This is a genomic window from Pseudomonas sp. F220 (genome assembly GCF_057813935.1).
This window is the reverse complement of sequence record NZ_JBVASJ010000023.1, coordinates 1-20,941: the sequence shown is the minus strand read 5'-3', so window position 1 is coordinate 20,941 and position 20,941 is coordinate 1. Positions and strand designations below refer to the sequence as shown.

At 59.3% G+C, this 20,941-nt stretch carries 20 protein-coding genes and 4 pseudogenes; 6 read left to right on the top strand and 18 right to left on the bottom strand.

The window, feature by feature from the left end:
* Window positions 1–2 precede the first annotated feature (2 nt).
* The 7 genes and pseudogenes from ACZYSM_RS19115 to ACZYSM_RS19085 form a co-directional block, all read right to left on the bottom strand.
* Window positions 3–171: pseudogene (locus ACZYSM_RS19115) on the bottom strand (MFS transporter); the annotation flags it as partial.
* 50 nt (window positions 172–221) lie between these two features.
* A pseudogene (locus tag ACZYSM_RS19110) lies at window positions 222–375 on the bottom strand (DUF1493 family protein); the annotation flags it as partial.
* A 57-nt stretch (window positions 376–432) separates the two neighbouring features.
* A complete protein-coding gene (locus tag ACZYSM_RS19105; RefSeq protein ID WP_489073503.1) occupies window positions 433–1,704 on the bottom strand; it encodes a type II toxin-antitoxin system HipA family toxin in 1,272 nt (423 codons plus the stop codon).
* Window positions 1,701–2,198, bottom strand: a complete 498-nt coding sequence (locus tag ACZYSM_RS19100) for a helix-turn-helix domain-containing protein (RefSeq protein WP_489073501.1) — start codon at window positions 2,196–2,198, stop codon at window positions 1,701–1,703. The genes ACZYSM_RS19105 and ACZYSM_RS19100 overlap by 4 nt, the downstream gene beginning before the upstream one ends.
* A 234-nt stretch (window positions 2,199–2,432) precedes the next feature.
* Window positions 2,433–2,786, bottom strand: a complete 354-nt coding sequence (locus ACZYSM_RS19095) for a DUF1493 family protein (protein ID WP_489073499.1) — start codon at window positions 2,784–2,786, stop codon at window positions 2,433–2,435.
* 79 nt (window positions 2,787–2,865) lie between these two features.
* Window positions 2,866–3,462: a Fic/DOC family protein gene (locus tag ACZYSM_RS19090; RefSeq protein WP_489073498.1), complete on the bottom strand. Its 597-nt coding sequence runs from the start codon at window positions 3,460–3,462 to the stop codon at window positions 2,866–2,868.
* On the bottom strand, window positions 3,462–3,632 hold the full coding sequence (locus ACZYSM_RS19085; RefSeq protein ID WP_489073496.1) for a YhfG family protein: 171 nt from the start codon (window positions 3,630–3,632) through the stop codon (window positions 3,462–3,464). Before ACZYSM_RS19085 ends, ACZYSM_RS19090 begins: the two co-directional genes overlap by 1 nt.
* Before the next feature lie 225 nt (window positions 3,633–3,857).
* On the opposite strand from ACZYSM_RS19085, the gene ACZYSM_RS19080 reads away from it, so the two are divergent.
* The 4 genes and pseudogenes from ACZYSM_RS19080 (at window position 3,858) to ACZYSM_RS19065 (ending at window position 6,754) form a co-directional block, all read left to right on the top strand.
* On the top strand, window positions 3,858–5,792 hold the full coding sequence (locus ACZYSM_RS19080) for a RecQ family ATP-dependent DNA helicase (protein ID WP_489073494.1): 1,935 nt from the start codon (window positions 3,858–3,860) through the stop codon (window positions 5,790–5,792).
* A gap of 187 nt (window positions 5,793–5,979) precedes the next feature.
* Window positions 5,980–6,069: pseudogene (locus ACZYSM_RS19075) on the top strand (hypothetical protein); the annotation flags it as partial.
* Window positions 6,070–6,264 (top strand): annotated as a pseudogene (locus tag ACZYSM_RS19070) (3-hydroxyacyl-CoA dehydrogenase); the annotation flags it as partial. It lies immediately after the preceding pseudogene.
* Window positions 6,265–6,322: 58 nt separating this feature from the next.
* Window positions 6,323–6,754: an acyl-CoA thioesterase gene (locus ACZYSM_RS19065; protein ID WP_489073492.1), complete on the top strand. Its 432-nt coding sequence runs from the start codon at window positions 6,323–6,325 to the stop codon at window positions 6,752–6,754.
* 62 nt (window positions 6,755–6,816) lie between these two features.
* On the opposite strand, the gene ACZYSM_RS19060 is transcribed toward ACZYSM_RS19065, so the two are convergent.
* From ACZYSM_RS19060 to yrfG, 5 genes are all read right to left on the bottom strand, one after another.
* Complete coding sequence (locus tag ACZYSM_RS19060) at window positions 6,817–7,305, bottom strand: glycine zipper domain-containing protein (protein ID WP_489073490.1); 489 nt, start codon at window positions 7,303–7,305, stop codon at window positions 6,817–6,819.
* A 350-nt stretch (window positions 7,306–7,655) separates the two neighbouring features.
* Window positions 7,656–10,013 (bottom strand): FdhF/YdeP family oxidoreductase, encoded by a 2,358-nt coding sequence (locus tag ACZYSM_RS19055; RefSeq protein ID WP_489073488.1) that lies wholly within the window; start codon window positions 10,011–10,013, stop codon window positions 7,656–7,658.
* Window positions 10,010–10,849 carry a formate dehydrogenase accessory sulfurtransferase FdhD gene (fdhD, locus tag ACZYSM_RS19050; RefSeq protein WP_489073486.1) on the bottom strand — a complete coding sequence of 280 codons (840 nt, stop codon included), beginning with the start codon at window positions 10,847–10,849 and terminating at the stop codon, window positions 10,010–10,012. The genes ACZYSM_RS19055 and fdhD overlap by 4 nt, the downstream gene beginning before the upstream one ends.
* A gap of 104 nt (window positions 10,850–10,953) precedes the next feature.
* Entirely contained in the window at window positions 10,954–11,841 is an 888-nt protein-coding gene (locus ACZYSM_RS19045) for a LysR family transcriptional regulator (RefSeq protein ID WP_489073484.1), read from the bottom strand.
* Window positions 11,842–12,005: 164 nt separating this feature from the next.
* Window positions 12,006–12,668 carry a GMP/IMP nucleotidase gene (yrfG, locus tag ACZYSM_RS19040; protein ID WP_489073482.1) on the bottom strand — a complete coding sequence of 221 codons (663 nt, stop codon included), beginning with the start codon at window positions 12,666–12,668 and terminating at the stop codon, window positions 12,006–12,008.
* A gap of 145 nt (window positions 12,669–12,813) precedes the next feature.
* Here yrfG and nudE point away from each other — a divergent pair, with 145 nt between their 5' ends.
* Both nudE and cysQ read left to right on the top strand, forming a co-directional pair.
* The gene (nudE, locus tag ACZYSM_RS19035; RefSeq protein ID WP_489073480.1) at window positions 12,814–13,380 is read left to right on the top strand and encodes an ADP compounds hydrolase NudE; all 567 of its coding nucleotides are present in this window, start codon (window positions 12,814–12,816) and stop codon (window positions 13,378–13,380) included.
* Window positions 13,381–13,391: 11 nt separating this feature from the next.
* Window positions 13,392–14,219: a 3'(2'),5'-bisphosphate nucleotidase CysQ gene (gene cysQ / locus ACZYSM_RS19030; protein WP_489073478.1), complete on the top strand. Its 828-nt coding sequence runs from the start codon at window positions 13,392–13,394 to the stop codon at window positions 14,217–14,219.
* A 194-nt stretch (window positions 14,220–14,413) separates the two neighbouring features.
* Here cysQ and ACZYSM_RS19025 read toward each other — a convergent pair whose 3' ends face one another.
* The 6 genes from ACZYSM_RS19025 to ACZYSM_RS19000 form a co-directional block, all read right to left on the bottom strand.
* Window positions 14,414–14,869: a thioesterase domain-containing protein gene (locus ACZYSM_RS19025; protein ID WP_489073476.1), complete on the bottom strand. Its 456-nt coding sequence runs from the start codon at window positions 14,867–14,869 to the stop codon at window positions 14,414–14,416.
* 50 nt (window positions 14,870–14,919) lie between these two features.
* A complete protein-coding gene (locus ACZYSM_RS19020) occupies window positions 14,920–16,320 on the bottom strand; it encodes a sigma-54-dependent transcriptional regulator (protein ID WP_489073474.1) in 1,401 nt (466 codons plus the stop codon).
* Window positions 16,317–18,125, bottom strand: coding sequence for a sensor histidine kinase (locus ACZYSM_RS19015; RefSeq protein WP_489073472.1), 1,809 nt, complete (start codon window positions 18,123–18,125; stop codon window positions 16,317–16,319). Before ACZYSM_RS19015 ends, ACZYSM_RS19020 begins: the two co-directional genes overlap by 4 nt.
* 56 nt (window positions 18,126–18,181) lie before the next feature.
* The gene (gene rfbC / locus ACZYSM_RS19010; RefSeq protein WP_489073470.1) at window positions 18,182–18,727 is read right to left on the bottom strand and encodes a dTDP-4-dehydrorhamnose 3,5-epimerase; all 546 of its coding nucleotides are present in this window, start codon (window positions 18,725–18,727) and stop codon (window positions 18,182–18,184) included.
* Between the two features lie 81 nt (window positions 18,728–18,808).
* Window positions 18,809–19,891 (bottom strand): dTDP-glucose 4,6-dehydratase, encoded by a 1,083-nt coding sequence (rfbB, locus tag ACZYSM_RS19005; RefSeq protein ID WP_489073468.1) that lies wholly within the window; start codon window positions 19,889–19,891, stop codon window positions 18,809–18,811.
* A 359-nt stretch (window positions 19,892–20,250) separates the two neighbouring features.
* On the bottom strand, window positions 20,251–20,847 hold the full coding sequence (locus tag ACZYSM_RS19000; RefSeq protein ID WP_489073618.1) for a DUF3916 domain-containing protein: 597 nt from the start codon (window positions 20,845–20,847) through the stop codon (window positions 20,251–20,253).
* Window positions 20,848–20,941 lie beyond the last annotated feature (94 nt).

Here is a 20,941-nt window from a genome sequence, read left to right as displayed (position 1 = left end):
CGTCAGTTCTTGAATGCCGAGTGCTTTTTCCCTGGTCGCACAAGGCGAAGACCACGACACAGACCGCCCCGCCCGCCCCGCCGCGATCGCGAGGATCAGTGCCACGCCGTCGGTGGAATGGGTCGCCGAAGCCGACACCAGCGACAGAGCACCCCAGGGGGGCAGTCCACCGGGTGGTATGTCTGGCTTAGGTGTGGGAAGCGTAATTTTCGATACGCGCGCTACAGACCTTCAAGCGCTTGAGTGTCCCAGCGTTGGGCCTTGATGGCCTGGTAGAGCATGCCAATGGTCAGCGGGAGTTTGTCGCCGCGACCCTTTGGCCCTGCGTTTGAGGAACACATCGTAGCCGTCGGGTTGGAAGTAGCGATAGGTGTCTAGTCGATGGGCGGGGGAATGGCATGGCGTCCATTTACACCCCCAACCCCATAGATATTAGTTGCCGGAAAGCCGGAACGCGGGGGCCATGTTGTTTTGTTCACGCTTGGAAAGCCCCAACGCGTCGGCCACCGTTGACCATTGGCTGACGACTTCCTGGAAGTTCTCGATAATGTTGTCTGCGTCTGCGCGGCTGACACGGAAGTACTCGGCAACCTCGCGAGCGAGTTCAAGATCCAAGGCGTTGTCGGCGTCGGTGATGTTGAGTTTCAATCCATCGGTGTGTGCTACCGGGTTCATATCGTAGGCGTCAGACAGACGCCATCCCCGACCAGGATCAAGGATAAAACCGTGGTTGCGCAGGTGGTCGTCGGTATTGGATACCAGGATGTTGAACACAATGCGGGACCACAATTCGCGAAGATCTGCCTTGGTTTCCGAGCCGTGCTTTATGAGTACTTCAGCCAACTCCAGATAGCTGGCACCTACCGATGCATCGTCGCCGTCCACCCTATCGGTCATGGTCATGGCCGAGGCGAAGTGCAGTCGGCCACCTTTTTCGGTTCGGTCGAAGCGCTTGACCATGAAGCAGTGATGGTTGCTCGCGAAGCGATGCGCCATACCGGTCGCGACCCGCAGTCCGCAACTATTCGCCAAGGCGTTCACCACCATTTCCCAGCCTCCGACGTCATAGTCATCGCGAGTGCTTGGGAATTTTGCGATCCACAAATGACCAACCTCATCGGCGACGCTGGCCTTAGGTCTGGCTCCGCCCAATGAACCGCCGGGTGCAATCAGCATTCTCAGCCATTCGCGCCCGTCGGGAGATGTGTTGTCCGGATCGCTCTCCAAGGCGCGACTTGCCTGTTCCAAAGCGCGTAACTCGACGAAGGGCGGTGCGGCTAACCCATCGCGATCATCCAGAAAGTTGCCTTCGTCGTTGAGCTTGTAGCGGATCGCTCCTACCCGGTAACGGTCATGAACACCCAGGAGAAAGTCGGACTCGTACAGCTTGGTGCCATTAGGTGCCAAGCCTTCGCGGATGTCTCGTTCCAGCCGACGTTTCATCAGCAATTGGCCCCACCGATCCGGACTTGAGTCGGCAAATACGCCGAACCGGCTCTGATGTTGACCTGGGTACTGTCGGCCTTCAAAGAGCCCGATGCGGGGATCCAGTGATGTGAAACTCAATGCGGGGTCGGCCAGTGCTGCAGGGTCGTACTCAAACTCGAACACGTTAGAAGAACGAGTCGTTCTGACGTGGAGGAACCCAAGACGCCTTGGGCTGTTCAAGGATTCCCAATCGGCATAGACGGCGATCATCGTCATTTCTCACCTGCCGTAGGCGTGGGGTTTTTTTTCTTGGTCAACAGATTGGATAAAGACTGGGTGTTGATAGGGAAATCAGGAATACGATTCGAACCGGTGTCCGGCCTTCCAATCATTGGCGTCACCTTTTCCCCCGTCGGTGACGACGTTTTAACCGGAATCACGCTGCGCGCACTTCGACGTTTATTGGCTGCGAGGCTTGTTACAGGGCTTAATTGAGCATCCTGCAGTTGGCGTCCCACCTCATCAGCTGCGGCGAGCTTACTCAAGTCCTTTTCCAGGCCGAGCACCTGCATCACTGACAAATAGGCGCCAATCGTCACACCTGCTCTGCCTGACTCCAGAGAGCGCAGTGTCATCAGTGACATGCCAGCCCTCTCGGCGACTTGCTTGGATGTCAGCTTTCGGCGAAGTCGAGCGAGTTTCAGTCGCTCGCCAAACTCGCTGAGCAGCTTGGTCGCGGCGGGCAAGAGTGGCGCTGTTTTCTTAGCCATATGCCATTATTCCTTCATTTTTAAGCCTTAACTGCCAGAATAATAGCACTTAAGTGAAGGGGCGGAGTGGCCTCACCATGAATCTGTCATTGCTCAAAGGTCTCGTATGACTGGGATCTGCTATACGAGGATAACTGCCATTATTCCTGCTGAAATAGAGCTAAGCAGCCAGAATAATTGCACTTTGTGGTGTGTCTGGCTTAGGTGTGGGAAGCGTAATTGGCGATACGCGCGCTACAGACCTTCCAGCGCCTGAGTGTCCCAGCGTTGGGCCTTGATGGCCTGGTAGAGCATGCCGATGGTCAGCGGGAGTTTGTCACCACGACCCTTGGCTCTGCGTTTGAGGAACACATCGTAGCCGTCGGGTTGGAAGTAGCGGTAGGCGTCGTAGTCGATAAAGTCGATGGCGAATTGCTCGTTCAGCGCTTCGATCAAGTGCTCTGCGTCAGCGCCGTCGCAGCCAAGGTCGAGGTTGATCGAGGTGTGCAGACTGATGGTTTTGCGTTCAGGCAGGCCGAGTTCTTCGTGCAGCAGCTGCATGAGGAGTCGCATCGCTTGATCGTCGGGAAAGCCGATGGCGAGTTTCATGGTTAACAATCCGGTTGGGGCTTGCGGGGGGCTGACGTGCAGCCGGAATGACTGGGAGTTTACGGCCAACTCACCGAATCTAGCGCAGATGCTTGCCGATACAGCGTTTGAATATGTTCTCCAGACCCCGGTAGTCGCAGGCTACGGCGTCTATGTTGGCCGGGAGCCAATCGGTCTGTTTGACCAGCCACCAATCGACGGAGAAACCGGCATTGATGATGATTTGCTCGAACAGGATGCGTTGGGCTCGACCGTTGCCATCCCGGAAAGGGTGAATGACGTTGAGGTCGCCATAAGCTTCGGCAACCTTAACAACCAGATCGGTTTTAGTCGTACCGGTGAACCGGGAGGCTTTCTCCATGGCGCGGAATATTTTTTCGGCCTCAGGGACGATCCGTTCGGCTGTGCAGAACAGGGTATCGCCCTTCTGGATATTGACTGTCCTCAGCTCTCCGGCCCATTCGTAGACGTCCGAAAATAGAGTTTTATGAATGAGCTGAAAAAAGCTCAGGTCGTAGGGCGCAGGGAGTAGGCGAAATTTGCTGGCTGCGATTTCGGAGAGTTCTCGTTCAGCTTCCTGAAGGAGGTCTTCGTCATGAATATTGAGGAGGTTGCGCAGCACTCCACTATCTGGATAGCGATAAGGATCCTGGCTGCCCCCATATTTATCCGGCATTAGCTTGGGTTCTTGAAGTATTTGCTGAGTACGGCTTCCCGGGTGGGGAGCGGTTTATCGGCGTCGGCACGTGTTGTGTCAAAGCCTTCCAGACGCAGACTTGCCAAGTAGTTTGACCGGCGGATCTTGTCGTAATGATCCCGCTTTTGCTCAAACGTCAGTTTGCTCATCACATCTGCCTCACCGTGCAAGACCCAATTGTAGTTCAAACGATCAGGGCCGGCCGTCTCTGGGGCTAGGGTCCGTTCCTGAAAGGCGAGCGGCTGTAAGAGATCGTTAGACCGCGCGGTTCAGCCTGTATCATTGCGTATCCTTTTTGCGCCCGACCTTTTCTCGACCCGCTGAATATGCCGGCTAGGCTTCAGGCATCTCAGCGGTCAACGGAGTGACAGCTTATGCACAACACCCTTGAACAGGTCTTTGGTTATCCACAGTTTCGGCCCGGCCAGGAGGTGGCGGTCAGTGCGGTGTTGGCCGGGCGGTCGGCGGCGGCGATTTTTCCTACCGGGTCCGGCAAGTCGTTGTGTTATCAACTATCGGCCTTGTTGCTGCCGAACCTGACGCTGGTGGTCTCGCCGTTGCTGGCGTTGATGCAGGACCAGTTGGCGTTCTTGGCGCGCCATGGCATTGCGGCGGCGAGTATCGATTCGGCGCAGAGCCGCGATGACGCCAACGACGTGATGGTGCGGGCGCGGTCCGGCGAGTTGAAGATTTTGATGATCTCCGTGGAGCGCCTGAAGAACGAACGCTTCCGCAACTTTTTGCAGCAGGTGCCCATCTCGCTGCTGGTGGTGGACGAGGCGCACTGTATATCGGAGTGGGGGCATAACTTCCGTCCGGATTATTTGAAGCTGCCGGCCTATCAGCGTCAGTTCAACATTCCTCAAGCGTTGCTACTGACCGCCACAGCAACGCCTAAGGTGATCGCCGACATGCAGGCGAAATTCGCCATCGCCCCGGCGGATGTGGTGACCACCGGTTTCTACCGACCCAATCTCAACCTGTTGGTGGAGCCGGTGCGCGGCCAGGACAAGCGTCGGCGTTTGGTCGAGTGGATGGGCCAGCGCGCCGGGCAGCCGAGCATCGTCTACGTCACGTTGCAGAAAACTGCCGAACAGATCGCTCAGCACTTGAGTCAGCACGGCATTCAGGCCGAGGCTTATCACGCCGGTTTACCCCATGAGCAACGCGAAGCGATTCAGCGGCGGTTCATGGGTGGGCAGTCCAACTGCATCGTCGCCACCATCGCCTTCGGCATGGGCATCGACAAGAGCGACATCCGCAACGTGGTGCATTTCGATTTGCCGAAATCCATCGAAAACTACAGCCAGGAAATCGGCCGTGCGGGGCGTGACGGGCAACCGTCCGACTGCCTGGTGCTGGCCAACCGTGACAGCCTCAACGTGCTGGAGAATTTCGTTTACGGCGATACGCCGGAGCTGGACGGTATTCGTTGTGTGCTGGACGAACTGCAAGCGGCCAGCCCCGATGGTCAGTGGGAGTTTCTGCTGGGGCCGTTGGCGGATCAGAGCAACATTCGTCAGTTGCCGCTCAAGACCTTGCTGGTGCAGCTGGAACTGCGTGGTTTGATCGCGCCGCGTTATGCCTACTTTGCTGAGTACCGCTTCAAGTTTTTGGTCGAACCCGAAGCCTTGCTGGCGCGTTTCGAGGGCGAGCGGCGGGACTTTGTTTCGGCGATTATCCAGACGTCGAGCCGCGCCAGGACCTGGGCTACGGTGAATTTCGATGCGCTGTATCTACAGCATCAGGCCGAGCGTAACCGCGTGGTGAAGGCGCTGGATTACTTCCAGGAAAAGGGCTGGGTGGAGCTTGAAAGCAAGCAAATGACCGAGGTCTACAGCCTGCTGGTGACGGATTTCGATGCGCAGTCATTGAGCGCCGAATTGCACGCCTACTTCACGCAGCATGAACGCACTGAGATCGCGCGGATCCACGCGATGCTCGATCTGTTCGCTACCGAGCGTTGCCTCGGTTATCGACTGGCGCAGTACTTCGGCGATGAAAACGCGCCGCAACAGTGCGGGCATTGTTCAGTGTGCCACGGTCAGGTTGCACGTCTGCCAGAGCCTCCTGAATTGCCGGCGCTTGTGGATAAAAACTTCCGGGCACTGTGCGGCGACTTTATCCACAGGCATGAGCAGTACAACGGCAGCCTGCCGGGTGCGGAACGGCTGACGCGGTTTTTGTGCGGCATCAGCGTGCCGCTGTTCACCAAGCTCAAGGCGCGGGCAATTCCGGGGTTTGCGGCGTTGGAGGATTACCCGTATGCGGGAGTGAGAGCGTGGGCTGGAACTCATTTGGCCGGATGATCGCGATCTCGTAGCAGCTGCCGAAGGCTGCGTCCGGCCACGAAGCGGTCGTAAACCTGACACCTTGTTTCCAGGTAAAGATTGAGTCGCCCGGATTGCGTCCGCTTCGTGGCCGGACGTAGCCTTCGGCAACTGCTACAGGGGGTGTGTCGTCTATGAGATATCAGACCGAAAATCCATTCGCTGAATGCCGTTCGATATTCAGCGCGCCGCGGTGATCGGTGCGGGCACCATGGGCCGTGGCATTGTGATGTGCCTGGCTAACGTCGGGGTGCCGGTGCAATGGGTGTACCTCAATGGCTACGGATTCCCGGCGGACAACGGTGGGCCGATGGCCTGGGCGGATCAGCAGGGCCTGGCGAATATCCATGAACGCTTGTTGCGGTTGGAGGCGGAGCAGGGCGATCTGTGGAAGCCGGCTCGGTTGATTGGAGAGTTGGCGGCGGTGGGTAAAGGGTTTGCGGATCGGTAGACTCGCTGATCGTTCCCACGCGGACGGTTCGACGCCTATTTATCCGAGAGACCACTCAATGACCGACCAAATGCCGCAGCGCGCGGATTACCGTTACTTTCAGCCGATCATCACCCGGTGGCACGATAACGACGTTTACGGCCATGTGAACAATGTCACCTACTACAGTTTTTTCGACACGGCGGTGAACACCTACCTGATCGAAGTCGGTGGACTGGATATTCATGACGGTGAGGTGGTGGGTTTTGTGGTGAGTTCGGCGTGCGATTACTTCGCCTCGATTGCTTTCCCCGAGCGCATTGAAATCGGCCTGCGGGTGGGCAAACTGGGCAATAGTTCGGTGCAGTACGAGTTGGCAGTGTTTAAAGCGGGTGAGGAAGACGCCTGTGCGGCAGGGCGGTTCGTGCATGTGTTTGTGGATCGGGCGTCGAATCAGCCGGTGGCGATTCCTGCCGGGTTGCGCGGGGCGTTGGAGCAGTTGGTGGTGTGAGGTCGTCAGCTACAGCGAGGATTTCTGTAGCCGCTGCGCAGGCAGCGGCTACAGGCTGCATATCAATCCCGGTCGCGATAATACCGGTGATGCTTGTGATGCCCATAGGCATGACCGCGACCGCGATGGTCGTCGTCGTCGCGGTAGTAGCGGCGACCATCATGCCCACGACCGCCACGGTCGTCGTCATAGCTGCTGTTGCCCATATGGTTACCCAGCGCACCGCCCAAGCCGCCGCCGGCTGCTGAGCCGATCAGGCTGCCGGAGGTGCCGCCCATGCTGCGGCCAACCACGTTGCCGCCCGCGGCACCGAGTGCGCCGCCAATGGCCGCTTGGCCACGGCTGCGTCTGTCGGCTCCGACCGCACTACCGCCTGCGCCGCCCAAGGCTGCGCCAATGGTGGAACCGGTGTTGCCACCTAGCGACTGACCGACGACCGAGCCTAGAACCCCGCCCAATGCGCCGCCCACGCCTGCTTCGGCGGTGCCTCCGGCAGAAGCAATGCCACTGACCAAGCTAAGGGACAACAAGAGAATCGAGGAGTACTTCATGGCGGAGCCTCAAGGGGATGACGGCGCGATCCTGAGGCTGTGTCGTACCCGTTACAATCGAAATCCGACGAATAACACGACTTGAACACAATTCTATAAGTTACTGTTTTTAGGCGGAACTTAAGTGTTTTTCGCCGGTCTTTAGCTACTTGTTACAGGCCGATTTTATGCAAAGTCGGCCTTTTTTATGGGCGTTTGAAAAGTTGGGCGATCCGCGGTGACCTGAAAAGATCGCAGCCTGCGGCAGCTCCTACGCCGACCGCATACATCCGTGAAATTTCAGACATACACCCATTCTGTAGGAGCTGCCGCAGGCTCGGGCCGCGTTCGGACGATCTTTTGATCCTGCTTTACGCCGACTTCGCCATGATCAGCCCGTTATCGCTCGCCGCTTCCAACCGAATCGCGACGAACTTCGATGTTGGTGTGTGGCTGCCGTCACCAGTGCTTTCCAGAGGGACCAGCGGGTTTACTTCCGGATAGTAGGCGGCTGCTTGCCCTGCGGGGATATCGAATGCCAGCAAGGTGAAGCCCTTGACCCGACGTTCGCGACCGTCATCCCAGATCGACACGATGTCAGCCTTCTGACCGGGTTTGAAGCCCAGACGAATGATGTCGGCTTCGTTGACGAACAGCACGTCACGCTGACCTTTGACGCCACGATAACGGTCGTCCAGACCATAAATGGTGGTGTTGTACTGATCGTGGGAACGCATCGATTGCATGATCAGGTCTGGCAGCACGCCAGTGGCGCGTGTGCGCTCGTGGACCAGATCGACCGGCAGGATATTCGCGCGGAAGTTGGCGCGGCCTGACGGGGTGTTCCAGCGGCGTGCACCGGCAGAGTTGCCCAGGTAGAAACCGCCTGGGTTTTCAATACGCTGGTTGAAGTCTTTGAAGCCAGGAATGGTGTCGGCGATCAGGTCGCGGATGCGGCGGTAGTCGGCGACCACCCAGTTCCAGTCCACCGGATGTGCGCCCAACGTGGCGGCGGCGATACCGGCAATGATCGACGGCTCAGAACGCATTTGTCTGGACAGCGGCTGCAACTGGCCGTTGGAGGCGTGGACCATGCTGAACGAGTCTTCCACGGTCACCGCTTGCGGGCCTTCGGTTTGCAGGTCGATGTCGGTACGGCCCAGGCACGGCAAGATCAGCGCTTCTTTACCATGAGCCAAATGGCTGCGGTTGAGCTTGGTGCTGATCTGCACGGTGAGGTCGCAGTTGCTCAGCGCCTGAAAGGTCCGCGGGCTGTCTGGGGTGGCTTGGGCGAAATTGCCGCCCAGGCCGATAAAGACTTTTGAGCGACCGTCGAGCATCGCGTGGATCGCTTCGACGACGTTGTGACCATTTTCGCGCGGTACTTTGAACTGGAAACGCCGTTCCAGCGCATCGAGGAAGAACGCTGGCGGGCGTTCGTTGATGCCCATGGTGCGGTCGCCCTGCACGTTACTGTGGCCACGCACCGGACACAGGCCTGCGCCTGGTCGGCCAAGGTTGCCGCGCAGTAGCATCAGGTTGGCGATTTCCTGGATGGTCGGTACCGAATGGCGATGCTGGGTGATGCCCATCGCCCAGCACATGATCACGTTCTTGGCCTTGGCGTACATGCGCGCGGCTTGTTCGATATCGGTCAAGGGCAGCCCGGACTGCTCGATGATCTGTTCCCAAGGGGTGTCGTCGATGGCGGCCAGATAATCGAGCACACCACCGGTGTGTTCGTTGAGGAAGTCGTGGTCGAACACTGCCGGTTCGTTCGCCAGCTGTGCTTCGCGTTCCCATTGCAGCAGGAATTTGGCCATGCCCCGCAGCAACGCCATGTCGCCGCCCAAAGCGGGCCGGAAATAGGCGGAGTTGGTCGGACGATCACTGTTGGTGAGCATTTCGATCGGGTTTTGCGGGTGTTGGAAGCGTTCCAGCCCGCGCTCTTTGAGCGGGTTGACGCAGATCACTTGAGCGCCGCGTTTTACGGCTTCGCGCAGCGGTTCGAGCATTCGTGGATGGTTAGTGCCGGGGTTTTGCCCCAGGACGAAAATCGCATCGGCGTGTTCGAAGTCGTCGAAGGTCACCGTGCCCTTGCCCACACCGACGCTTTGCGCCATGGCCACACCGCTGGCCTCGTGGCACATGTTCGAGCAGTCGGGGAAGTTGTTGGTGCCATAGGCGCGCACGAACAGCTGATAAAGGTACGCCGCTTCGTTACTGGCCCGGCCCGAGGTATAGAACTCGGCCTGATCGGGGCTGTCGAGGTTCTGCAGGTGTTTGCCGATCAGGGCAAAAGCCGCTTCCCAACTGATGGGTGTGTAGCGGTCGGTTTCAGCGTCGTAACTCATCGGCTCGGTGAGACGGCCCTGGTATTCGAGCCAGTAATCACTTTGCTCCAGCAGCGAGCTGACGCTGTGTTTGGCGAAGAAGGCGCCGTCGACACGGCGCTTGGTGGCTTCCCAGTTGACCGCTTTGGCGCCGTTTTCGCAGAACTTGACCATGCCGCTTTCCGGCGAGTCGCCCCAGGCGCAACCCGGGCAGTCAAGGCCGCCATTCTGGTTGGTCTTGAGCATCATGCGGATGTTTTTCAGAGCATTGTCGCTGGTCAACCAGGCTTGAGCGACACTGATCAGTGCGCCCCAACCGCCGGCCGCGCCTTTGTAGGGCTTGTAATGCTTGTAGCGCGGGGTTGGTTTTTGGTCGGATTGAAGATGAGTGCTCACGCTTGATTTTCCATCGAAGGGCTATAGACCCGCGGCGCACTTTTCTGCGGCAGGTGGATGAGATTGAGGTTGTGTCGGCGCGCCCACTGCAGGGCCAGGCCGGTGGGCGACGACAGGCTGACTAAGGTCTGAATGCCTGCGCGCAAGACTTTCTGGATCAATTCCAGGCTGCAACGGCTGGTGACAATGGCCAGGCCGCCAGAGGTCGGGATGTTCTGCCGGATCAGCGCGCCGATCAGCTTGTCGAGGGCGTTGTGCCGACCGATGTCTTCGCGACCCAGTAGCAGTTCGCCCTGGTTGTTCATGAACACTGCCGCATGCACCGCGCCGCTGTGCTGGCCCAAGGGCTGGAAGGCACTGATGCGCTGACGCAACCCGTCGAGCCACTCGGACGGCGGCAAGGGCGCGCCGGGCAACACCTTCAGATCAGGCAATGCCTGCTCAACTGCTTCTACGCCGCAGAGCCCGCAACCGCTGGTGCCGGCCAGTTGGCGACGTTGCTGTTTGAGGTTCCAGAAGGCGCGGCTGGAGATTTGCACTTGCGCGTATTGCGCCGAGCCGGATCCGCTGAGTTGCAGGTCGTAGATGTCGGAGGCGTCGGCAATGATGCCGCTGCCCAGGCTAAAGCCGACGATGAAGTCCTCAAGGTCGCTCGGGGTGACCAGCATCACTGCCTGGCTGATGCCGTTGTAGGCAATCGCCAATGCAACTTCCTCAGCGAGCGCAGTGCTGGCCGATTCGGTTTGCTCAAGGTTGCAGTAGCAGTAACTCTGACTGGCGGCGGGCGCAGGCGTTTCAAGGGCAGGCGCCGCGCGGGACGGGCGCTTGGCGTTCATGGGTATTACCGGCAGTTTCAGGTCGTATTGACTACTGATAAGACTAGGCGCGTCAAAGTGTCGCGTCTAATCGCTAATACTGATCTGCCGATAGATGCCGTCGATCAAGAGTCCGTCAGCGATTTCTGATACAGCGCAAAACAGGCCTCGGCCAAGGCTGAGCGTGGCGTGCCGCGGCGCATGATTAGGCCAAGGCGGGCGAGGGTCTGGGCGTTTTCAATCGGTTGCAGACGCAGGTCGTCGGTCAAGGCTTCAAGGCCGCCTTCCAGGGGCATCACCGCGCAGCACAGACCACCGTGTACCGCTTGTAACAACTGATGGACCGCGTCGGTTTGCAGCAGCGGTTGCGGGTTGAGGCCGCGGCTGTGGAAGTTGTGGTCGATGGACTGGCGAAAGTGCATGCCGCTGGTGAGCATGCCCAGCGGCAACTCGATCAGCGACTCCCAGCTCAAGGGTTTTTCGCCGAAGCTGAAGAAGCGTTGGTCGTAGAGCAGGCCCATGCGGGTTTCGCTAAAGGCCAACGAGTCGAAGCGTTCGCTGTCCAGCCGCTCCAGGTACGAAACGCCGAGGTCGAGGCGATTGCTCGCCAGTTGCTCAAGAATGTCCTCGGAGCTCAACGCCGAGAGTTCGAAGCGCAGGATCGGGTGTTCCTTGTGCAGGCGTTGCATCAGTGGCAGCGGGTCGAAACTCGACAGTGGCACCACGCCCAGACGTAAGGTCCCGACCAGATTGCCGCGACAGGCTGCGGCTTCGGCTTGCAGACCGTCGTAGGCCGCCAGCACAGTGCGGGCCCAGGCCAGTACGCGCTCGCCTGGTGCGGTAAAACTTTCAAAGCGTTGACCACGGTTGACCAACTGCAGCTCAAGCTCTTCTTCGAGGCTGCGCAGGCGCATGGATAAGGTTGGCTGGGTGATGTGGCAGCGGGCGGCGGCCTGGCCGAAGTGACGGGTTTCGTCGAGGGCGATGAGGAATTTCAGCTGTTTGATGTCCATCGTCGCTCCAGGGCGCAGGCAAGGGCGGAATTCTAACGCGCTTGCGGGGAACTTGAGTCATTGGTCGGATCGCAACCTCGTCCTTGGCCATCGCGGGCAAGCCTCGCTCCTACGGATCGCGCTATCTGTGGGAGCGAGCTTGCTCGCGATGAAGGCGACTCGGTCTAGAGCCCTTCAATCAACTCCCGATAATCCCCCACCGCCGCAAATTCTGCGGTGTCTTTGGGCCCTTTGCGGCTGTCCGGTTGGCTGACCGCCAGCAGATGCCCGACGCCAAAATCTCGCGCGCTACGCAGGATCGGCAAGGTGTCATCGATAAACAGGCTGCGAGCCGGGTCGAAGCCGATATCGGCTTGTAAGGCATCCCAAAACTGCGGGTTTTCCTTGGCGAAGCCGTAATCGTGGGAGCTGATCAACCGCTCGAAATACGGCGCCAGTTCGATTTTTTCCAGCTTCAATGACAGCGAATCGCGGTGGGCGTTGGTGATCAGTACCACGCGCTTGCCGGCCTGTTTGATCGCGGCCAGAAAAGTGTTGGCGTCGGGGCGCAGGGCAATCAAATGGGCGGTTTCCAGTTTCAGTTCACGCACCGGCAGTTTCAGCTCCGCGCTCCAGAAGTCCAGGCAATACCACTGCAACTGGCCGGCGTTGTGCTCGAACAATGGCTGCAACTCAAGCTCGGCCATGGCCCGGCTCACACCATGCAACTCGGCATAGCGCTGGGGCAGGTGCTCCATCCAGAAATGGTTGTCGTAGTGCAGGTCCAACAGCGTGCCGTCCATATCCAGCAGAACGGTATCGATGTCGCGCCAGGGCAATGAGGGCATGGAAAGCTTCTCGAACAGTAGAAAGATATCCGACACAAACAATCGGGAAGTCCGGGTACGGACTGATTTGAAAGCGTAGAGAGTGATGCGCGCAGTAGCTTTCAAACAGCCTGTATAGTAACGCGTTCACGCCAAGGAGCTTGTCATGCGCCAGAAACCCACCGTACTCGCCCGCGAGATCGTCGCCACTAGCCGTTTGTTCTGCGTCGAAGAGCTGCAATTGCGCTTTTCCAACGGCGTCGAACGCACCTATGAGCGATTGGTCAGCAGGGGTGCCGGTTATGGCGCAGTGATGATCGTGGCGATGGTCGATGACGAGCATGCGGTATTGATCGAAGAGTATTGCGGCGGCACTGGCGAGTACGAACTGTCTTTGCCCAAGGGCCTGATCGAGCCGGGCGAAGATGTGCTGGCGGCGGCCGAGCGAGAGCTCAAGGAGGAGGCCGGTTTCGGCGCGCGTCAACTTGAGCATCTGACTGAGCTGTCGTTGTCGCCCGGTTACATGAGCCAGAAGATTCAAGTGGTCCTGGCGACCGATCTTTACGAAGAGCGACTTGAGGGCGACGAGCCTGAGCCGATGCGCGTGGATCGCGTCAACCTGCGGGAATTGTCTGCTCTGGCGCAGAACCCGCAATTCACTGAAGGTCGTGCCTTGGCGGCGTTGTACCTGGCCCGTGATCTGCTGACCGAGCGCGGGGTGTTTCAACCATGAGTGTGCTCTCCATGAATTCCCCCCATCCGTTACTGGCCCCGGTCATCGAACTGGCGCTTCAGGCCGGTGAAGCCATCTTGCCGTTCTGGCGCTCCGGCGTAGCGGTCACCGCCAAGATCGATGACTCGCCAGTGACCGTGGCTGACATGGCTGCTCATCATCTGATCCTCGCGGGCCTGACGGCGTTGGACCCGAGCATCCCGGTGCTCTCGGAAGAGGACGCCGACATCCCGCTGAGCACGCGTGCCGGTTGGCAGCGCTGGTGGCTGGTGGATCCGCTGGATGGGACCAAGGAATTCATTTCCGGCAGTGAGGAATTCACGGTCAACATCGCGCTGATCGAGCAAGGTCGCGTAGTGTTCGGCGTGGTGTCGATGCCGACCAATGGTCGCTGCTATTTCGGCGGTGCTGGCCTGGGTGCCTGGCGTGCAGACAAAGATGCTCAGCCGACGCCGATCCATGTCCGGGACGTTCCGCCAGTAGGTGAAGCGTTTACCGTGGTTGCCAGCCGTCGACATTCGAGCCCTGAGCAGGAGCGTTTGCTGGCCGGTCTGAGCGACAGCCTGGGTGAGCTGCAACTGGCAAATATCGGCAGCTCGTTGAAGTTCTGTCTGTTGGCGGAGGGGGCTGCCGATTGTTATCCACGCTTGGCGCCGACGTCTCAGTGGGACACCGCCGCTGCGCAGGGTGTGCTGGAAGGAGCAGGTGGCGAGGTGTTGAATTTGAGCGGCGAGCCGTTCAGTTATCCAGCGCGTGAATCTCTATTGAATTCATTTTTCCTGGCGTTGCCGGCCAAAGCCGCATGGCGGGATAAGTTGTTGGTGTTGGCCCGGACTTGAAAGTCAGATCCAAAATCCACCCCTCACCCTAGCCCTCTCCCCAGAGGGGCGAGGGGACTGATTGGCGGTGTTCTTTAGAGTTACTGCGACCTGAGAGCCCGAGTCGAACATGCCTTCTGCAAGCAACATCAATCGGCACCCTTTCCCCCTCTCCTCTTTGGGGAGAGGGCTGGATCTTGAAATCAGCGCCAAGATTACCGATGCAACACGTACTGCCCGGTAAACCGTACGGCGTCCTCTTCGCTGCCGACGTTGACGATGCGTGAATGCAGCGTCAGCCGCGCTCGTCCGTAGCGCTGGTACGTCGCGAGAAACTTCTTCCATACCGCCACACTTGGCGCATCGCAGATTGCCGTCGCATCGGTCGTGACCGGCAATGGATAGCTGATGTGCCCTTCCTGAATCACGATATGCCCGTCTTCGATACCTTCTTCACGCAAGCGTAAATGCAGCCAACCCCAGCCGGCCAGTACCGCACCGCAGTACAGGCTGCCGCCGAACATGGTGCTTTTGTGGTTGACGTTGGCTTCCAGCGGCAGGTGCAGATGCAGTTGTTGCTCTCGCCACTCAAGCACTTTGAGGCCCATGTCCCGCGTGAGGGGGATGTCGTGATGGAGGATTGATTCCAGGTAACGACTGTTGCGGCTCATGCATGGACCTCTTTTTTCAGAATGCTTTTTTCAAGATTAGTCGGCGAGTCTCAATCGAGTTCGTCAGCGCTGCTGTTGGCGCCGCCGTCGGCGAAGTTCAGACCGTGTTTGCGCAGTTTGTCATGCAAGGTTTTGCGCGGAATGCCCAAGGCTTCGGCGAGGCTGCGCAGCGAACTGTGGGAGTGCGCCAGCTCGGCGGCGATCAAGGTTTTCTCGAAGTTTTCCACTTGCTCGCTCAGGCCGCCACTGATGTTTGCAGTGATCGGCGCAACGCTGCCGTCCGGGGCGCTGTTATCCAGGGCCAGTTCCAGGCCGAGGGCGAAGCGTTCAGCAACATTCTGCAGTTCGCGCACATTGCCTGGCCAGTTATGGCGCAACAGTAATGCCCGTTGCCCCGGTTGCAGTTCGTGGGGCGGCAGGCCATGGCGGGTGCTGGCTTCATCGGCGAAATGCTGGAACAGCATCAGCGCGTCTTCGCCGCGCTCGCGCAGCGGTGGGATGCGCAGCGGCGCGACGTTCAAACGGTAATACAAGTCGGCGCGAAAGCGCCCCTGATCCGCTGCTTGGCGCAGGTCTTCCTTGGTCGCGGCGATGATGCGGATATCCAGCGGGATCTGTTGATTACCGCCCAAGCGCTCGACCACCCGCTCTTGCAGCAAGCGCAGCAGTTTGACCTGGACATCCAGGCTCATGCTTTCGATTTCATCGAGGAACAGCGTGCCGCCGTTGGCGAACTCGAACTTGCCGATGCGGCGCTTTTGCGCGCCGGTGAAGGCTCCCGGTTCATGGCCGAACAACTCGCTCTCCACCACCGACTCCGCCAGGGCTCCGGCGTTGATCGCAACAAACGGCCCGCCGCGACGGTTCGACAGGTCGTGCAGCGCGCGGGCCACCACTTCCTTGCCGGCACCGGTCTCACCGAGGATCAACACATCGGCTTTGGTCGCCGCCAGGGCACCGATCTGTTCGCGCAAACGCAGCATTGGCGCCGACTGCCCTACCAGCCGCGTGCTCAGTTCATTACGGTCGCTCAGGGCCAGGCGCAGGCTGCGGTTGTCCAGCACCAGCCGGCGCAGCGCCAGGGCGCGGCGCACGCTGTCGAGCAGGGCGTCGCTGGCGAAGGGTTTCTCCAGAAAGTCATAGGCCCCGGCACGCATCGCTTGCACCGCCAGCGGCACGTCGCCGTGACCGGTGATCAGTAGCACCGGCAGCTCCGGGTCTTGCTCGTGCAGTTCGCTCAGCAGTTCGAGGCCATCCATGCCGGGCATGCGAATGTCGCTGACCACCACGCCCGGCCAGTCGCGCTCAAGACGTCCGGCCAGGCCCTTGGCCTCAGCCAGCGGCAGGATTTTCAGCCCGGCGAGGTCGAGGGTCTGGCTCAGGGCCTGACGCAAATGTGGATCGTCGTCGATCAGCACCACCTGGATGCGGTTGTCGATGGCGTTGCTCATGCGCTGCGGTCCTCGGATGGTTGCAGATTGACTCCTGGCGCACCGGCGCGCAGTCGCAGGGTTAGCAGGGCGCCGCCATCGCGGTGGTTGGCGAACGACAGTTCACCACCGAAAGCGCGCATCAGGGTGTCGCAGATCGCCAATCCCAGCCCGAGCCCTTGGGTGCGGGTCTTGGTGGTGTAGAAAGGCTCGCTGGCGCGGCCTAGGGCCTCCATGCAAAACCCCGGGCCGTTATCGCGAATGTACAGATTGACGCCATCGGCGGTGGATTCGGCACTCAACCAGAGTTTGCGCGGCGGGCCTTTTTCGGTCAGCGCGTCGAGGGCGTTGGCCAGCAGGTTGCCGAGCACCTGGCGCAGGCGGGTTTCTCCGGCCTGAACCCAAAGAGTGGCGGCCGGCAGGTCGCGGATCAGTTCGACTTCCATGGCGCGTCTGCGCTTGGCCAGCAAGGCTAGCGCGTCGTCCAGCGCCGGTTGCAGGGCGACGCTTTCCGGCGCGTGGCGGTCGCGGCGGGCGAAGGCCCGCAAGTGGGCGATGATCGAGGCCATGCGCCCGGTCAGTTCGCTGATCAGTTTCAGGTTACCGCGAGCGTCGTCGGTGCGTTCGTGATCGAGCAGCACTTCGGCGTTTTCCGCATAACTGCGGATCGCTGCCAGCGGTTGATTGAGTTCGTGGCTGATGCTCGCCGACATCGTGCCGAGCGCCGACAGTTTGCCGGCCTGTACCAGATCATCCTGAGCGCGCACCAGTTCTTGCTGAGCCTGTTCGCGTTCCAGCACTTCCTGTTTGAGGCGACGGTTGAGGCCTTCGAGGTCGCTGGTGCGTTCGGCGACGCGCATTTCCAGCTCGCGGCGGGCCTTGGCTTCGAAAGCGATGCGCTCCAGGTAATGCCGTCGGCGCTGCATCATCAGACCGAGCAGCAGCATCAACACCAACAGCATCGCGCCGCCGACCGCGACCACGGTGCGCACCGGCCTGTCGATCAAGGTTCGCGGGGCGAGGATACTGACGCTCCAGCCGGTTTCTTCGATTCGCTGGGTCTGGGTCAGCCAGGCGTTCTGGTTCAGGTCCAGCGGTTGCGGGTCGCGGGTCGGGTAAGGCTGGACCGTGATAATCGCCTTGCGTTCTTCGTCGGTCAGCGGGCGGGTCGCACGAAAGCGCCATTCCGGCCGAGAGGTAAGAATCACCACACCGTTGTGGTCAGTCATCAGCATTTGTTCGGGGGTTTTGCCCCACAGGCTTTCGGTGAGATCGAGGTCGACTTTGACCACCAGCACCCCGATGATCCGCTCGCCATCGCGTACGGCACCGGCAAAGAAATAACCGCGTTTGGCAGAGGTCGTGCCCTGACCAAAGAAACGCCCCAGGCGACCGGCCATGGCCTCACTGAAATACGGCCGAAAGGAGAAATTGCGCCCAACGAAGCTGTCGTGTTTGTCCCAGTTGGACGCGGCCAGGGTCTTGCCGGTGGTGTCCATCAAGTACATGACTTCGGCGCCAGTCTGGGCGCAGATGTCTTTGAGCAGACGGTTGGCGTTGTCCTGGCTGATGCTCTGGCCCGGCGCGGCAAGGGCCGCACGCAAGGCCGGCAGATCACCGAGGATTTGCGGCAGCACTTCGTAGCGATGCAGCGTGCCCAGCAGGTTGGCGACGTACAGGTCGAGGATCTGACGGTTTTGCCCCACCAGTTCGCTGCGGTAGTAACGTTCGGCCAGGTGCTCCAGCGGCCACAGCAATGGCGCCAGGCACAGTGCGAGCAGTGCCAGACTGCGCCAGCGAGGTCTGCGGGGGAGGGTCGGAGTCATGGGGGTCGAGCGCCTGTGGGTACAGGCGCATTATGCCTAGCCGCGAACGAGAACGCTCACGGGAACAGATCGGCCTCTTGAAGGGTTTTGCCGGCCAGATCCTTCGCTGACAGCTGGGGTGTTTCAGTGAGCTGCCAGTCAATGGCCAGGGTCGGGTCGTCCCAGCGAATGCAACACTCGGCTGATGGCGTGTAGTAGTCGGTGGTTTTGTAGAGAAATTCAGCGAAGTCGCTCAGCACCACAAAACCGTGGGCGAAACCTTCCGGAACCCAGAGTTGGCGATAGTTTTCTGCCGACAAACGTACGGCAACCCAGCGACCGAAATTCGGCGAGCTGCGACGGATGTCCACCGCTACGTCGAGTACTTCACCAGCGGTGACGCGCACCAGTTTTCCCTGAGTATTTTCAAGTTGGTAGTGCAAACCTCGCAGCACACCTTTTTGCGAGCGGGAATGATTGTCCTGAACAAATTGCGTGTTCAGGCCGGTCGCTTTCTCGAAAGCCTTGGCATTGAAGCTTTCGTAGAAAAAGCCGCGCTCGTCACCAAACACCTTGGGTTCGATGATCAGAACACCGGGCAGGTCGGTGGTGACTACATTCATTGGTTTTCTCCAGCAATAGTGAACAGGTAACGGCCGTGGTCGGCTTGCCCAAAGAGTGGGCATGATAGAGCAGTACCTTGATCAGGCGATCAGATCTTTGAAGTCGCTGGCGCCCAGGCGTTCGCCTTGATAGCTGCCGTCCTGAACCCGCTGGCACCACTCCAGGTTATCCAGATACCACTGCACGGTTTTGCGCAGACCGGTTTCGAAGGTCTCCTCGGGAACCCAGCCCAGTTCGCGTTCGATTTTGCTGGCATCGATGGCGTAGCGCAGGTCGTGGCCCGGACGGTCCTTGACGAAGGTGATCAGATCGGCAAATTTTGCAACGCCAGCCGGGCGCTGTGGCGCCAACTCTTCCAGCAGGCTGCAAATGCCGCGCACCACGTCGATGTTCTTCTGCTCGTTATGACCGCCGATGTTGTAGGTCTCCCCGACCACACCTTCGGTGACCACTTTGAGCAGCGCCCGAGCGTGGTCTTCGACGAACAACCAGTCGCGCACTTGCAGACCGTTGCCGTACACCGGCAGCGGTTTGCCCGCCAGTGCGTTGAGGATCACCAGCGGAATCAGCTTCTCGGGGAAATGGAACGGCCCGTAATTGTTCGAGCAGTTGGTCAACAGCACGGGCAAACCGTAGGTGCGCTGCCAGGCGCGAACCAGGTGGTCGGACGCGGCTTTGCTGGCCGAATACGGAGAGCTCGGAGCATAAGGCGTGGTTTCGGTGAACAGGTCATCGACGCCATGCAGGTCGCCGTAGACCTCGTCGGTGGAGATATGGTGAAAACGGAAGGCGCCTTTCTCGGGATCGGCCAATGTCTGCCAATAGGCGCGAGTGGCCTCCAGCAGGCTGTAGGTGCCGACGATGTTGGTCTGGATAAAGTCCGACGGGCCGTCGATGGAGCGGTCGACATGGGACTCGGCCGCCAAATGCATGATGGCATGGGGCTGGAACCGCGCGAGCACCGCGCTGACGGCGGCCCGGTCGACGATATCGGCCTGCACGAACTCATAGCGGGTATCGGTCGCAATGCTGGTCAGCGACTCCAGATTGCCGGCATAGGTCAGCTTGTCCAGGTTGAGCACTTCGTGTTCGGTGTGCTGAATCAGATGGCGGATCAAGGCCGAACCAATAAAACCGGCGCCGCCGGTAATGAGAATGCGCATGTCAGGAGCCTTCTTCCGTAAGACGGGCGTAGAGCGAATTGAGCATAGCTTGTCGGTAGGCGCGGGGCGGTGCAAGAGGGGTGTTGGTCAGATTTGGGGTCGGTCCGGGATTGAGGTTGGTCTGGATGACGCTATCGCGGGCAAGCCTCAATGCCTATCAGTTAAGGAAATGAGGTCTCTGTAGGAGCGAGCTTGCTCGCGATGGACTCAAGGGCGGCGTGTTTATTCAGAAAACACGCGTTATCGTTAACGTCCATCGCGAGCAAGCTCGCTCCTACAGATATTGTGCTGCCCTCGTGGGCGCGGGCTTGCCCGCGAAGAGGGTTGAATGGCCCACCACCATTCTTTGATTTGCTGTGTTAGCTGAAGAGCGTTGGGTTTTCTGCGCGAAAAGTCTTGAAGGTTTTGAATCTCCAACGCTCCTCCTCGGAGCCATCATCGGCTTCATCAACCTCGCCAAAGTACCAATGCTCGGATTCAAACCGTTGCCCGTCTTCATCCTCGTGAATAAAGTGAAACCCTGCTTCATTCATTCCGGCAGGAAGGGTTAGGTCCCAATCGACGGCGAGGCTCTTGTCGGTGATGCGGGTCTGACAGAAATGTTCGTAGTCGAACGGCAATACGTGGCCGCGATAGCGGCTCATGTCGGTGTAAATGCAGATTTCACTGGAGAACATAGAGGGAGTGATAATGCAGGCGACTACTCGACAGTTGATAGTATCGTCAGGTCTAGCCTGGAGCAGGTGATGGGCGGCATTGATCAGTTGTTGGGCGCATTCTTTCTGGATGGCGAAGGTTGTTTGTTTTCCTTCTACCAGGGTTTCCAGAACAGGAATTTTGTCTTTGAGATAGCCATCTTCCAGAGACAGATCTTCGGGGAAGTATCCTTTGTAACTGGCTGCCCACCGGGTCAAGGCCCTTAGGGAGACGCTGCAAAAATAGCCAACCGTCCCCACCCTTGGCACACTGAGTACCTTCAACCAACCACCCTCTCCGTGAGCGTTACGCGCGTGCAGAAGACCTTCTCCGAACTCGAATACACCGGCAAGA